General features: G+C 43.9%; 11 protein-coding genes and 1 pseudogene. 6 read left to right on the top strand and 6 right to left on the bottom strand.

Features of this window, described 5'->3' with window-relative positions; translation table 11 throughout:
• Positions 1-108: 108 nt before the first annotated feature.
• Both hisF and ppk1 read right to left on the bottom strand, forming a co-directional pair.
• Entirely contained in the window at positions 109-864 is a 756-nt protein-coding gene (gene hisF / locus P8O70_04890; GenBank protein MDG2196215.1) for an imidazole glycerol phosphate synthase subunit HisF, read from the bottom strand.
• Between the two features lie 18 nt (positions 865-882).
• Entirely contained in the window at positions 883-3,012 is a 2,130-nt protein-coding gene (gene ppk1, locus P8O70_04895; protein MDG2196216.1) for a polyphosphate kinase 1, read from the bottom strand.
• A gap of 176 nt (positions 3,013-3,188) precedes the next feature.
• Between ppk1 and P8O70_04900 the strand changes: the two genes are divergently transcribed.
• Complete coding sequence (locus P8O70_04900; GenBank protein ID MDG2196217.1) at positions 3,189-3,902, top strand: hypothetical protein; 714 nt, start codon at positions 3,189-3,191, stop codon at positions 3,900-3,902.
• Here the strand turns inward: P8O70_04900 and lepA are convergent.
• Complete coding sequence (gene lepA, locus P8O70_04905) at positions 3,891-5,720, bottom strand: translation elongation factor 4 (GenBank protein MDG2196218.1); 1,830 nt, start codon at positions 5,718-5,720, stop codon at positions 3,891-3,893. The genes P8O70_04900 and lepA overlap by 12 nt on opposite strands.
• 188 nt (positions 5,721-5,908) lie before the next feature.
• Between lepA and P8O70_04910 the strand changes: the two genes are divergently transcribed.
• The 5 genes from P8O70_04910 to P8O70_04930 all read left to right on the top strand — a co-directional run bounded on the left by P8O70_04910 (position 5,909) and on the right by P8O70_04930 (position 12,270).
• The gene (locus P8O70_04910; protein ID MDG2196219.1) at positions 5,909-6,640 is read left to right on the top strand and encodes a DUF2760 domain-containing protein; all 732 of its coding nucleotides are present in this window, start codon (positions 5,909-5,911) and stop codon (positions 6,638-6,640) included.
• Positions 6,641-6,801: 161 nt separating this feature from the next.
• Complete coding sequence (locus tag P8O70_04915; GenBank protein MDG2196220.1) at positions 6,802-7,095, top strand: hypothetical protein; 294 nt, start codon at positions 6,802-6,804, stop codon at positions 7,093-7,095.
• Positions 7,096-7,185: 90 nt separating this feature from the next.
• A complete protein-coding gene (locus tag P8O70_04920) occupies positions 7,186-8,181 on the top strand; it encodes a MoxR family ATPase (protein MDG2196221.1) in 996 nt (331 codons plus the stop codon).
• A gap of 9 nt (positions 8,182-8,190) precedes the next feature.
• A complete protein-coding gene (locus tag P8O70_04925; GenBank protein ID MDG2196222.1) occupies positions 8,191-10,488 on the top strand; it encodes a Tex family protein in 2,298 nt (765 codons plus the stop codon).
• A gap of 30 nt (positions 10,489-10,518) precedes the next feature.
• Positions 10,519-12,270, top strand: coding sequence for a hypothetical protein (locus P8O70_04930; protein ID MDG2196223.1), 1,752 nt, complete (start codon positions 10,519-10,521; stop codon positions 12,268-12,270).
• On the opposite strand, the gene truA is transcribed toward P8O70_04930, so the two are convergent.
• The 3 genes and pseudogenes from truA to P8O70_04945 form a co-directional block, all read right to left on the bottom strand.
• A complete protein-coding gene (truA, locus tag P8O70_04935) occupies positions 12,228-13,100 on the bottom strand; it encodes a tRNA pseudouridine(38-40) synthase TruA (protein ID MDG2196224.1) in 873 nt (290 codons plus the stop codon). The two genes, P8O70_04930 and truA, sit on opposite strands and share 43 nt — an antisense overlap.
• Positions 13,101-13,121: 21 nt before the next feature.
• Positions 13,122-13,451 (bottom strand): thioredoxin, encoded by a 330-nt coding sequence (trxA, locus tag P8O70_04940; protein MDG2196225.1) that lies wholly within the window; start codon positions 13,449-13,451, stop codon positions 13,122-13,124.
• A gap of 64 nt (positions 13,452-13,515) precedes the next feature.
• A pseudogene (locus P8O70_04945) lies at positions 13,516-13,854 on the bottom strand (LysR substrate-binding domain-containing protein).
• Between the last annotated feature and the right edge of the window lie 442 nt (positions 13,855-14,296).

The following is a 14,296-nucleotide window of genomic DNA, read 5'->3' on the forward strand; positions in this document are numbered from 1 at the left end:
GATATTAAGAGAAAGGCAAGAATCCAGAGAAACCAGAAAGAGTTGATTTCCATAAATAAGATTAGAAGAAGAGGCCAAATGGTTGCACAGTTTTGTTTCGGAGACTGATCACAACCTGACAGGAATTCTGGAGGTCCGCAAGAATTGTTTCACCTCAGACACAGTATAGGTACCATAATGAAAGACAGAAGCTGCCAGGACCGCATCCGCTTTACCCAACTGGATTGCATCTCGAAAATGTTCTAGTGTTCCCCCTCCTCCTGAAGCAATCACGGAGATTGAGAGCATGGTGCTAACCTCTGAGTTGAGTGGATTGTCAAAGCCATTCTTGTGGCCATCAGCATCCATGCTCGTCAATAGAATTTCACCTGCACCACGATCCGATACTTCTTGGGCCCACTCCAGAGCGTTTCTCTTTGTGGACCGAGTTCCGCCGTGACTGAATACCTCCCAGTGATCACCTACTTTTTTAGCATCGATCGCAACGACAATGCACTGAGAACCAAAGCGTTTCGCTCCTTCGGTAATCAAGTCAGGATTCTTTAATGCGGAAGAATTGACAGAGATTTTGTCTGCACCAGCAGTAACCAGGTCAGAGATGTGATCCAGTGAAGATATTCCACCTCCAATTGTAAATGGGATGAATAATTCTCTGGCTAGTTTCGTCGCGAGTTCAATGGTAGTCCCACGATTTTCCAATGAGGCTGCAATGTCTAAGAACACTAGTTCATCAGCAGATTGTTCATTGTAGCGCTGGGCCAACTCAATTGGGTCTCCAGCATCACGCAAGCCCACAAAACTAGTCCCTTTGACAACACGGCCAGCCTTGATGTCAAGACAAGGAATGATACGCTTTGCTAGCATTAAGTTACTCCTTTGAAATCAATTAGAAGCTTCCGTGTAAGCCTGCAACATTGAAATTTGTGAGTTATAGGGTTCTTCATCTCGATCCTCAGGTCGAATTCTCTCATAGGTCCCATCCGAGAGTAATTCAAAGGACAATTGGTTATCTTTGAGTTGTGATTGAAGGACCTTTTCCATCAATACTTGTCGAAGCTGAGCTTCCAGAATAGGGGTTAGCACCTCAACCCGACGGTCAAGATTGCGTTCCATGATGTCCGCACTTCCAATGTACATTTCTTTTGAGCCATCATTTTGGAAATAAAACAGTCTCGAATGCTCCAGGAAGCGCCCAATAATTGAACGAACTCGAATGTTCTCACTAATATTGGGGAGCCCAGGTCGAAGACAGCAGATGCCACGAATGATGAGATCAATTTTTACACCTGCTTGAGATGCTCTATAAAGTGCTTGAATGACTGAAGGATGAGTAACGGCGTTTGCTTTGATAATAATCCTGCCATCTTTACCAGATCGAGCAACCTCAGCTTCCCGGTCAATCATTTCCTCTAGCTTCCTTCTCAAGGAGCGTGGTGCCACTAAAAGGTGATCGTAATTTTGTTTGCCAGAATAGCCCGTTAAATAATTAAAAACGTCTGTTACATCTCGACCAATCTGTTCACTGGCTGTGAAGATGCCAAGATCAGTATAAATTTTTGAAGAGCCTGGATTATAGTTTCCTGTCCCTATGTGCATATATCTTCGGATTCCATCTCCTTCTTTTCGAATCACCATGCACAACTTGCAGTGGGTCTTGAGCTTCAACATGCCGTAAACTACATGCGCTCCCACCGATTCGAGACGTCTCGCCCAGACAATGTTATTTTTCTCATCAAAACGTGCTTTGAGTTCCACGAGTACAGCTACTTGTTTTCCATCCTCTGCAGCTTCAATAAGCTTTTGAACAATCTGGGAATCTGATCCCACGCGATAAAGAGTCATCTTGATCCCAATAACTTGAGGGTCTTTTACCGCTGCGGAAATAAACTCCTCAACGGAATCGAATGACTCAAAAGGGTGATGCATTAAGAAATCCTGTAGTCGGATCCTATCAAAAATGGTTTCTCGTTGTTCCCTTGTGAACAAAATAGAGGGCTTGAAGGGAGCATCTTTCAACTGAGGTAACGGCAACTTCAGCAAGGAAAACCATTCTCCAAAGTTCATCCTAGTATGGGTTCTAGTGACAATGCCTCGTCCTTGTTCAATCTCAAAATTTTCCATCAATACCTGAAGGAGTTCTTCAGGCATTTGTTCTTCCACCTGAAGTAAAGAAACGTTGCCATACCTTAGTTGTTTCAGGCTCCGGTCAACGTTCTCTAGCAGATCGCCAGCCTCGTCTTCTTGAATGATAAGGTCAGTATCCCGGATGACTCGAAAAACATAGATATCCAGCACATTATTGTCAGGAAACAACTCCTTCAAATTGTCTTTAATGACATCTTCGAGGTAAACAAATCCGTATCGACTTCCTGCTAATTCTTCGGGAACTGGAATGAATCGTGGCAAAATGTCTGGAATTTTTATCCGAGCGAAGTTCTTTTCATACGGGCCGTATTGAACTACTACCGCTAAATTCAAACTCATGCTGGAGATGAACGGGAAGGGATGTCCAGGATCAAAAGCAAGGGGTGTCAGAACAGGGTGGACTCCTTGTTGATAGTAGTTTGAAAGATATGCTCTCAATTCGGGAGTGTACTGATCAGGTTCGATGAAGCGTACCGAATGTTTCTCCAATTGAGGTCGGAGTTGTTCAGACCAACATTGCTGTTGGTCTTGTTTCATCTGCTGTACCCTAGATCTGATTGCACTGAGTTGCTCTTCTACACTCATTCCATCTGGTGCAATATTGTCGCTTCCAGAGCGCATCTGTTTGAGGAGCGCAGCCACACGAACCATAAAAAATTCGTCCATGTTAGTTTGTACGATCGCAAGAAATTTAACGCGCTCTAGAAGTGGATGATTCTCATCTTTTGCTTGTTCCAATACTCTCTGGTTGAACTCAAGCCAACTCAACTCTCTATTGAAGTACAGTCGGCTATCGTTCAGATCTTCAGATAAAAGAATTTCATCCTCAATCAACACATTCGCTAAGTCTTTTTTAATTTTGGACATGGGAAATCTTTAGATGGAGTTGCGTACTGGCCAGGAAGTGGCTGCTACGATTTATTCTTTGAATTTGAGTGATCAAAACTATGATATTCTAACTTTTTCTCAAAATTCATTTCATTTTGTCGGCTTGTAAATTGCACGGAAAAACTATCTTTTCCATCTGTAATTGGGAGAACCTCATGGGGCATCAAAATATGTTACCTTCTGGAGATACCTTCTTTGATCCGGAAATCATGGAGGGAATGCTTCGGGAAACTTTCGGCCTTGAATCTGAAACAACTGACTCTTCCTCATCAGATGAGAATGATATTTGTCAAACGCTTGACGCTGTACTCGAAAAATCTTTACTACCCATTGCAGTCCGACTTTCGGCTTATCTTCGTCTGATTTTAATGCAGGTCCTACCCCGACAATTACAGATTGAATTCAAGCGCCAATTTCAAACCACTTATCAAGATTTAACACAGCTCTTTCCTCGACGATCATACTTTTCAATGATCTGGGTACAACCTCACAACACTGTTTGGTTTATGCACCTAGATCGATCACTCGCTGAAGGCTTAGCAGGTAGAAAGTACAACCTCGAATTTGGCTCATCCGGTAAGCGTTGGCATGAGGTGACCGATGCAGATTCTGGAATTTACCTTGAGATTGGTGAGATCTTACGACGTTGCTTCCAAGGAATCCCAAGATCATGGAGCCAAAAAGGCAATTTAGAAATTGATCGATTCAAACATATGCTTCAGCCAGGATATCTAGACGAAGTGGAACCGGAAGATCTTTATGTTATTCAGGAATTCCAGATCAATCATCCTGAGCTTCTCGGATGCCTCCATTTAGGTATTCCCTACGTTGTCATTATGAGTCTACTTAGAGATGAACTAGCTGCTTGAACCTCCATTGTCGATCTTCAGGACTGCCATGAAGGCTTCTTGAGGAACCTCAACAGTCCCTAGCCGTTTCATTCTCTTCTTTCCTTCCTTCTGTTTTTCCAAAAGCTTTCTTTTTCGTGAGATGTCCCCTCCGTAACACTTTGCAGTCACATCCTTACGCAAAGCCCCAAGGGTTTCTCTGGCGATGACCTTGGATCCGATTGCTGCTTGAATCGCAATCTCGTACATCTGCCTTGGCAGTAACTTTTTGAACTGCTTACAAAGTTCTCTTCCCCGATAGTAGGCCTGTTCCTTAGGGACTATCAATGACAAAGCATCGACAACATCTCCGTTTAACAGAATATCTAGCTTCGAAAGATCACCCAATCGGTAGTCGATCAATTCGTAGTCAAAAGAAGCGTAGCCACGTGAAACTGATTTCAATCTGTCATAGAAATCCAGAACAATCTCGTTCAGAGGGAACTCATATTCCAGCATGACCCTATTTGGCGAAGGATACTCCATGTTGATCTGTATTCCCCGTCGTTCCTGAGCCAACTTGATGATGTTGCCAACATATTCTTGTGGGGTGAAAATTCTGCTACGGATATAGGGCTCTTCGATGTGGTCAAGCTCAGAAACTGATGGCAGTTGAGAGGGATTATCAACCTTGATCAGTTCCCCATCTTTCAAGTAGACATCGTAGACCACACTTGGAGCGGTCGTGATGAGGTCAATTTTGAATTCTCTCTCCAATCTTTCCTGGGCGATCTCCATATGAAGAAGACCCAAGAATCCACATCGGAAACCGAATCCTAGAGCCGCAGATGTTTCTGGTTCATACGTCAAAGAGGAATCGTTCAAAGCCAGTTTGCGAAGAGCTTCGCGCAAGTCTTCGTAGTCCTCACTACTTACGGGATAAATACCACTGAAGACCATTGGCTTAGCCTCAGCATAGCCTGATAGTGGGGTTGTAGCCGGTCTGTCCGCGTGAGTGACTGTGTCACCAATTTTTGTGTGACCAATGGTCTTAATGGAAGCACAAACAAACCCAACTTCTCCTGTACCCAGTTCAGATCGTTCTTCTCTGAAAGGGGTGAAGACACCAAGTTGTGTCACTTCATACTCAAAACCAGTTGCCATGAACCTAATGACTTCTCCAACTTTAATTCTTCCATCGACCACTCGGATTAGGATCACAATGCCCAGGTAGGGATCAAACCAAGAATCAAAGATTAGTCCTCGAAGTGGGACATCTGGCTTTCCAGTTGGTGGTGGAACTTTCTCGATGATCTGCTCCAGAAGCTCTTGGATCCCGATATTGTTTTTGGCGCTGACTCTAGCAGAGTATTGAGCGTCAAGCCCAATCACTTCTTCAATCTCAGTAATGACACGTTGTGGTTCAGCTGTGGGCAGATCAATTTTGTTAAGGACGGGAATAATTTCTAAATCGTTATCCAGCGCCATGTATACATTTGCTAGCGTCTGAGCCTCCACCCCTTGAGCTGCATCCACTACAAGCAAAGCTCCTTCACAAGCTGCTAGAGATCTGGAAACCTCATAGGTGAAGTCCACATGGCCTGGCGTGTCAATCAAATTCAAAATGTACTCTTGGCCGTCAGTTGCCTCATAATTGAGCCGGACAGTTTGCGACTTAACCGTGATCCCACGCTCACGCTCAATGTCCATGTTATCGAGCAGTTGTTCTTGTGCCTCCCGGTCAGTAACCGCGTGGGTAGTCCTCATCAAGCAGTCTGCAAGGGTGGACTTGCCATGGTCAATGTGGGCAATGATCGAGAAGTTTCTTATGCAACGTGGATCAGTCGATTGGTTTTTCATTTAGGCTTAGAGACGTTCAAGAACGTTTGGACAGTAATAAGTTGATGATGGGATTAAAGAAAAACTCGTATTTTTAACAAGATTTCAAAGATTCCACCAGCCGAATCTCTGTGCCTTTGAATTGCTTTTTCAATCGCTTCTAATCTAAGATTTTCCCAATTACTCAACTACTTTGAAACCAGAGATCCATGCAGCCTGAAAAAAATCTAAATTTTCTTTTCAGAATTTTTCTTTACTCCTTTTATTGTTTCTTCAGAGTGATTTTTAGCCGCCGAGCCGGCAACTATATCCATGTGGCTCTTGCTGAAGTTAGCAGAGTGAATGCGCTTGAGAAAAGCCAACGAAGATTGGAAAAGGAAAATAAAAAAAGAATCAAACAAGGATTGCCTCCGTTAGCTGTTCCAGAAGATACAGAAAGAGAAAATTTGGCTGGGCCACAGCAAGCACAAGATACAATAGAGGAAAAAGCCGTTGAAGAATCAAAACTGATAGGTGCTGTACTACCAAAAGAACAAGATGAAATCTCCAAAAAGGACGAAAAAAATATTGATGGAGTTTTTCTCTTGTCTCTCTTTCAGAAGCAAGGTCGTTTGGTAGACTTTTTACAGCAAGACATCGCTTCTTTTTCGAATGCTGAGGTAGGTGAGGCAGCTCGAGTCGTACATGATGGGTGTGCCAGAATATTGGGTGATTACTTCACATTGGAAGCAATCCGTACCGAGGAAGAAGGTGCACTGGTCAGCGTTGATACTGACTACAATCTATCTGAAATTACACTAACTGGAAATTTGCGTGGGTCGGCTCCGTATCGTGGAGAGTTGTTGCATCACGGCTGGAAGATCTCTGATCAGCATCCACCTGAACAGCTAGACCCGAAAGCACGATTTATTGTTCAGCCAGCAGAAATCGAAGTGTGCTGATCAGGAAGCAGTAGCATTTCAGTCATACGAATGGTAAAATTATGGATTCTTTCAAAAAGTGGAAGAGATTCCTTTCGAGGGCTGGCTATGACGCCTCTGAACATCTGAAGTTAACTGACCTTGGATGCCAATCCCCAACCATTTACACAAGGATTCTGACCATGAAAAAATTTGCTGCCGCGCTGTCAGTGATGTTGCTGATAGGAGGAATAGGCATTGCTGGTGGTTGTGACTATCACAACAAATCTTACACGATGGCGAAAAGCGCTACCGAAGCACCGCAAGGAACATTTGTTCTTTCGGTGGATGGCAAGCGTGTTATGAAGCGTGATCTCAACCCTGGACAATCGGTTTATACTGTTCAGAGTGAAATGGGCGAAATTTTGGCTCAAGATATCAGTTTTGATGAATTGGCTGAGCAATTCCCTGAGATCTACAGTCAAGTAAGCAGCTAACTAATTTGCTCTTTGACCGGAGGTCAGCACTATCAACCTCCGGCTCTCTTCTGTCCTCACTCAACACCCTGCCCCTGCATAATGGCAATCATGCCTGAAAATTCAAAAATAAATTTTCCCGATTTCGAAGCAATTCACGCTCGACTTCGTGAATTTCCAGTGCAATTCCGGACTGAAATTCATCGAGTAATTGTTGGTCAGGAGGAAGTTCTAGATCAACTGCTGATCGCGCTCTTGTGCAACGGCCATGTGCTGCTAACAGGAGTGCCAGGATTGGCCAAAACTCTGCTAATCAAGACTCTGGCAAACCTCTTCAGATTAAACTTCAATCGAATTCAATGTACCCCTGATCTAATGCCATCAGACATCAGTGGTGTCGAAATCCTTGATGAGAATGAACAAGAGCGAAGGTTTCGCTTCATTGAGGGGCCAGTCTTCACCAATCTCTTGCTGGCAGATGAAATCAATCGAACTTCTCCAAGAACACAGGCTGCTCTCCTCCAAGCCATGCAGGAAAAGCAAGTTACTGTAGCAGGCAAGACTTACCAACTCACTCATCCATTTATCGTCTTCGCAACTCAAAATCCAATTGATTCTGAGGGGACATATCCGCTTCCAGAGGCCCAACTTGACCGATTCTTGTTCAATGTCGAGGTGGAGTATCCAAGTGCGACTGAAGAAGCAGAGATCGCAGTCCAATCACAGTCACAGTCCCAAGAAGTGAATACTTTCTTTGATGGAAGTGATTTGCTTAAAATTCAGCAACTTGTCGATGAAGTCCCGATAGCTCCCCATGTCGTTGATTGGATCGTACAGCTTGTCCGAGCCACAAGGCCCCAAGACAGTTCGGTTGAGCCCATCAAAAAATATGTTGAATGGGGCGCAGGTGTCCGAGCATCGCAAAATCTAGTTCGAGCTGCCAGAGCCCACGCTCTACTGAAGGGCGATTCGGTGGTTAGCAAAGAGCATGTTCGCTATGTTGCTCCTTCAGTGCTTCGTCATCGCATCATAGTTAATTTTATTGGGGAGGCTGAGCAATGGACTCCCATTCGTCTGATTGAACTATTACTCGAAAATCATATTTAGTAGATCTTCATGGAAGGCAAATCCTCCATTCCGAATACCAGGCTGCTACAGCGTCTCCAGACCGAATTTGACCACCTGCCCGATCACATTCAAAACACACTGAGTCTCCTACTGGCAGACAATACTATTCCATTTGTTGCCCGCTACAGAAAAGAGCAGACAGGGAATTTGGATGAAGTGAAAATCGCTAACTTACTGGATCGATATGAGTATCTCAAAGAACTCGAAGATCGAAGGGAGACGATCCTTAATAGCATTAGAGAACAGGAAAAGCTAACCGAGGAACTAGAAAAAAAGATTAATGCAGTCCAGACCAAACAGGAATTGGAGGATCTTTACTTACCTTACAAACCTAAGCGACGAACTCGCGCAATGATTGCCCGTGAAAAAGGCTTGGAACCGCTTGCCCGATTGGTTTTGGAGGAACAAGGAGATAGGAATCAGATAAATAATTGGCTGGAGGAGTTCCAAGCAAGATTGTCTTCACCCCTGCCATCTGATGAAATTTGGCAGGGAGTCAGGGATATTTGTGCTGAAAAAGTGGCTGAAGATGCTCAGACACGAGCACGCATTCGTCAATTGACTTTTCAGCAAGGTAAATTTGTTTCAGAGGTTAAACAAGAGTTCAAGGAGACGACTTCGAAATTTGAAATGTACTATGAGTTCAGTGAGAACATCAGTAAGATCCAACCGCATCGATACTTGGCGATTAGACGAGGAGAAAAGGAAGAAATCCTTCAGACAAGGGTTCAGGTACAGGAGGGATTGACAGAATCTACTCTTCAAGAAATCTGGCTAACCAAAGCGAATGTGGATTTTCGAAAAGAGCTTCAAATAGCTCTTTCAGATGCATATGATCGCTTGCTAGCACCTTCAATTGAGACAGAAATCCGACAAGAATTGAAGCAGCAAGCGGATGAAAGTTCTATTGAGTTGTTTTCCAAGAATCTACGTCAGTTACTGATGCAGCCCACAGGTGGTTCAAGAGTGGTCATTGGTCTGGATCCAGGCTTTCGATCAGGAACAAAGTGGGTAGTTATAGACCACACAGGACGCTTGCATGAGAACGGTGTCATCTATCCGGTAGAACCACAACGGCAAGTAGAGGCATCAAAACGAACACTACTTGGCTTGATTGAGCGATACCAAGCTGAAATTGTTGTGGTTGGAAATGGCACAGGTTCGAGAGAGGTGTCCCAGTTTCTAAAAGAATTTATCAAAGATTTGGAGTTAAAAGTCAGACATTTGGTTGTGAACGAATCTGGAGCTTCTGTTTACTCGGCATCAGAAGTCGCTCGTAAGGAATTTCCTGATTTGGATTTAACTGTCCGGGGTGCGGTTTCGATAGCTCGGCGTTATCAGGATCCACTGGCGGAGTTGGTCAAGATAGATCCAAAATCTATTGGAGTTGGGCAGTACCAACATGATGTCAATCAGAAGCAATTAAAGCAGTCCCTTGATCGAACGGTCGAGTCTTGTGTGAACCAAGTAGGAGTAGAACTGAATCAGGCATCAGCGGCGCTTCTCAGCTATGTCTCCGGGGTCACGAAGTCTCTCGCTGCGCGCATTGTTTCGTACCGTAATGAAAATGGCCCGTTCCGATCACGTCAAGAACTGATGCAGGTGACCGGCTTTGGAAAAAAAGCTTTTGAACAAGCAGCTGGTTTTTTAAGAATTCGAAATGCTGAGCACCCTCTGGACCAGTCAGCAGTTCATCCAGAGCGCTACAGCATTATAGAGCAAATGGCGGCTAGTCAAGAGCTCTTGGTTGCGGATCTGATTGGTAATCAGGACGCACTTGAAAAGATCCAGTTTCAAGAGTTCGTCTCTGAAGAAATAGGCCGTTACACACTGAACGATATATTGGAGGAGCTGAAAAAACCTGGACGAGACCCTCGAGATGACCACCAAGAAGTGCAATTCAGTGAAACCGTCCAAGACATGAAAGATCTTCAGGTTGGGATGCATCTTCAAGGATTGGTGACTAACATCACGCACTTTGGAGCATTCGTTGATATTGGGGTTCATCAGGATGGCTTAGTTCATATTTCTCAGATGTCTTCACAATTTGTCCGAGATCCCCTTGAAGCTTGTTCTGTGGGGCAACGTGTTGAAGTTTGGGTGTTAGAGGTTGATACCCAACGTAAAAGAATTGCTTTGAGTATGCGTAATCCAGATTCCAAAAATTTGGATCGGAATTCATCGAAGACACTAGTACAGAAGAAGAATAAGTTAGCCCAACAGCAATCCAGACAAAAACAGAGTACAGGAATGGATCAATTGATGGAGAAATTCAGATCACTTTGATGTTCCTTCTATCCATGCATTGAGGCGATAATGGACCATCAGCAATGGCAGAATCGAATAAACAAAATATCTGGTGATTTAGAGTCAAGGCTAGATCCAGCCTCACAAAACTTTGCTCAAAGGCTAAAGCAGGCTTTTGAACGGGATTTCCCAACCCATCGAGAAGCCTCAACTGTCCTCACTCTTCGTCACCATGCCTTCACACATGCTTTGCAACTATATGATTTGCAAAGTGCTCTTCGACTCATTGCAACCTACGACCTCTCCCAACAAGCTACGCAGGGCATAGTCCCCAGAATTCAAAAAAGCTGTAATTCCTTGGCAGTAATTCGTCAACTGGATGAATTTGCTGCCAGTCCCGTCGAACTACGTGCTCTAAAACGATATCGTATTGGCGTGGAAGAGAGCCTCCAAACAGTTTTAAAATGTGAGGTACAGCTACTTTACGAACCCATCAGACTTCAGAAAGTAGTCGTAAATGCTCCAAAATTACCAGAAGAAGTACAGCAACATTTTTTCATAGAGCGACTGCAGTCACTTTTTTCCAGAGATTATCAAACCTACCTGATTCTGAAAAATCGCTTTTTCCTATCATGTATTCGTCAAGGGTTAAGTGATGACCTGATCGTTCGATGGATGCAGCGTCGTTTGAAAGGTTCACTTCGATTGGGCCCCTCAGAAATCTTTGAGGAGGTTCGCAAAGTAGATTTCCGGACGGTAGAACAATTGGTTCGTGAGTTAGTACATCACCATCCAGGCAACCCAAAATTGAAAGGCAGTCCCACACCATGGCATCCTGAAATTTCAAAGGAAGAAGATGGATTTGTTGTGGATCACCAGAGTGTTCAAGGTTCTCTGAAAATCCCCAACAATATAAGCAACGGGTCGACTCCAGATGATGGAAAATCTAAATCTTCCACCGAGGGAGAGGGACCTTTGGTAGTTTCCACAAAAGAGGAGATAGAGTTTGATCATGGAAGTGAAGCCGAGCCCGTTGCTGAACCAATTGGCAAGGAATTAGAGGAACAGACTGGTAGAAAACTAGATTCACTGACAGAAGACGGTGTAGATGCTTTTGAAGTATTGTTAAAGCGGTTGCAACCTCTACTTAGAAAGATCACCAAGAATCTCAAGAGTGTTTACAGTACTTCATCTCCATTTCTTACTCCACGGAACGAAGATTACACAACGTCCCAGCAATTAGAACAAGAAGGGTTTTTCAACTTGGAGAAGCATGAAATAGTCGATCTCCGAGAGTGGATATCAGCAATATTAGAAGCTGAACAAATTGAGGGTGCCCGCTGGAAACGAAAGGAGGTAGTTCAAGTTTGGGGGAATGATCCCGAACTGGATGAGGAGTTTTTGAAAGAAGAACGTTCACGTGATAAGGATTACAGTTTGAAGATAAGTAGCTTAATGCCTTTTCCTTTAAACATTCCAACTCCCGATGGCACAATCTTAAATTTGGAGAAAGGGAGAAGATTTGTTCTTCAATTAGGTGTGGCCTTCATGGACAGGAACCTCCCTGAACACAAACGATCACAAAGTCAGGCGAAGCCCTATCTCAGAATTTTCTTCAAAGGACAACATTTGCAAAAGCGAGGAGCCCTTGTTCATTTGAACCAGGAACCATATTTCCTGGCTTTGCCTGAACAGGTCAAATCTTCAATGATTCTTTTCCACCTGTCTGTGATGATGCTCCATCAGTCGTTTGGACTAACTTTGCCTGTCTCTTTGCGTCAACACTTGGTGGGTGTGTTTGTACTTAACAATGATGAATAATGAAAATACCGACTGCACTCCTCAGAGTTTTCCATTATTTTGAAGGGATTAATCAATAATTCTTTAGGCCAACTCACCAGATCAGTTGGATAGTGTACTGCAAGTTGATAAAGGCCTCCAGATGGTGCAGTTTTTCCAGCTTTGGTACGGTCCCGCTTTTTCAAAATCTCTTCCATCGAAATTGCCTCTCTCTTTTTCAAACCTACTTCGACCAGAGTCCCAGCAAGAATTCGGACCATATGCTGTAGAAATGAATTTGCTTCAAACTCCATAATGAGATTGCCCCAAGAGGAAACGGTCTCAGCTATCGTGATTTCTCGTAGCTCTTTTACAGGTTCAGGCCCGCTGCAATGACTTGCTCTGAAAGAGGAAAAGTCATATCTCCCAACTAAGTATTTAGCAGCCGTTCTCATTGCCTTCAAATCTAACGGTTGACGAATCCACCATGAATGATTTTCAGCAAATGGATTCCTTTGCTGAGCATTATGAATGAGATATACGTAGCGTTTACCGATAGAATCATGGCGAGCATGAAAGCTAGTGGGTTTCTCTACTACATTGCGTACAACGATGTCAGGGGGCAATAGTCCGTTGAGAGCCTTCTGCCATTGTATCGCTGTAAAATTTTGTAAACTTTGAAAATGGGCAGGATAATTGAGGGCATGAACACCAGCATCGGTTCTACCGCTGCCAAGTACTTTATGGAAGGTCCCTGTCAGTTGCTGGAGAGCTTTTTCGATTTCACCTTCGATTGTGGGAAGATTGGGCTGAACCTGCCAACCTACGTAGCGGGTACCGCAATATGTCAGCAGGAGAAGCCAGGTTCGCAAGTTTCAATAAAGGTAGGGGGATCAAGCAGCTTCTACAGCTCTCTCAGCCATTGAACGAATTTTACTAGGATCATTGCCTACTACCTGATCAACAAGTTTGCCGTCTTTCATCATAATGACGGTAGGTATTCCTCGGACTCCGAAGCGAACAGCAGCACGTTGATTGGAATCGACGTCGAGTTTGCAAACTTTAATTTGCTCACCATGAGATTCTGCGATGGAATCTATCACAGGTGCCAAGGCTCGACATGGTCCACACCACTCAGCCCAGAAATCAATCATTACGTAGCCAGATCCTGTTTGCTCATCAAAGGAATCATCAGTGAGGTGAATAACTTTTTCGCTTGCCATAAAAACGCTCTCTATTCAAGGGTAAAAAAACCAAAATATCAGACCTCCACTGGGCTGACAAGGTCTATCTAGGTTCAGAGTATTGAAGCCAGGTTGGTAGCTTTAGAGCTTTGGGAGAAATTCCTGACAGCTTTTCTCGAGAAATTCCCAAAAAGCGAGGCTGGCTGGAAGTAGTTTTTTCTTGAAGACGCACCAAATACCAATGTCGAACAAGCGGAGTGCCAGCTACATCCAAAACTGCCAAACGTTCTTCCTCCACTTCAGCTGCGATAGTATGTGCAGAGATGAAAGAGATGCCTAGCCCTGCCATGACGCCTTGCTTGATGAATTCATTACTGCCCATCTCCATACCTTTGCGCCATTCAATCTTTTGTTCTGTAAGAAAGCGATGAAGCAACATCCTTGTTCCAGAGCCTTGTTCTCAAAGCAAAGGCGTTTTATTGATGATCTTCTCAAAAGTAATATTTTTTATGTTCGAGAGAGAATGTGAGGGAGAGGAAATAAACACAGGTGGATGGTCACAAATCACTTCTGAGATAACCGCAAGGTTCTCGGTGGGCGTCCCATGATGGCAAAATCAAAACTTGCTGAACGGAGACCAGAGACAATTTCCTAGCGATTACCTACCTTCATGTCCAGATGAATCTCCAAATGATCTTTCAAAAACGCAGCAATCGCTTTCGGCATAAAGTATTTTGCTATACTGATGACTCCAATTCTAATTATTCAACCTTCAACACCACGCAAATTATAGATGAACTTTTCAGCTTGTCGGAACTGCTGCTCTAGTTGTTTCACTAAATCAAAGATCACCTTCTCAGCTTCTGCCCCCGCTCCAATAGAGG

Source organism: SAR324 cluster bacterium (assembly GCA_029245725.1).
In the GTDB taxonomy this organism is placed as follows: domain Bacteria; phylum SAR324; class SAR324; order SAR324; family NAC60-12; genus JCVI-SCAAA005.

Excerpts from the sequence above, each read along its gene's own strand:
- hisF (MDG2196215.1), bottom strand. The coding sequence starts at position 864 with ATGCTAGCAAAGCGTATCATTCCTTGTCTTGACATCAAGGCTGGCCGT.
- trxA (MDG2196225.1), bottom strand. The coding sequence starts at position 13,451 with ATGGCAAGCGAAAAAGTTATTCACCTCACTGATGATTCCTTTGATGAG.
- P8O70_04925 (MDG2196222.1), top strand. The coding sequence starts at position 8,191 with ATGGAAGGCAAATCCTCCATTCCGAATACCAGGCTGCTACAGCGTCTC.
- lepA (MDG2196218.1), bottom strand. The coding sequence starts at position 5,720 with ATGAAAAACCAATCGACTGATCCACGTTGCATAAGAAACTTCTCGATC.
- ppk1 (MDG2196216.1), bottom strand. The coding sequence starts at position 3,012 with ATGTCCAAAATTAAAAAAGACTTAGCGAATGTGTTGATTGAGGATGAA.
- P8O70_04920 (MDG2196221.1), top strand. The coding sequence starts at position 7,186 with ATGCCTGAAAATTCAAAAATAAATTTTCCCGATTTCGAAGCAATTCAC.
- P8O70_04930 (MDG2196223.1), top strand. The coding sequence starts at position 10,519 with ATGGACCATCAGCAATGGCAGAATCGAATAAACAAAATATCTGGTGAT.
- P8O70_04910 (MDG2196219.1), top strand. The coding sequence starts at position 5,909 with ATGCAGCCTGAAAAAAATCTAAATTTTCTTTTCAGAATTTTTCTTTAC.
- P8O70_04915 (MDG2196220.1), top strand. The coding sequence starts at position 6,802 with ATGAAAAAATTTGCTGCCGCGCTGTCAGTGATGTTGCTGATAGGAGGA.
- P8O70_04900 (MDG2196217.1), top strand. The coding sequence starts at position 3,189 with ATGGGGCATCAAAATATGTTACCTTCTGGAGATACCTTCTTTGATCCG.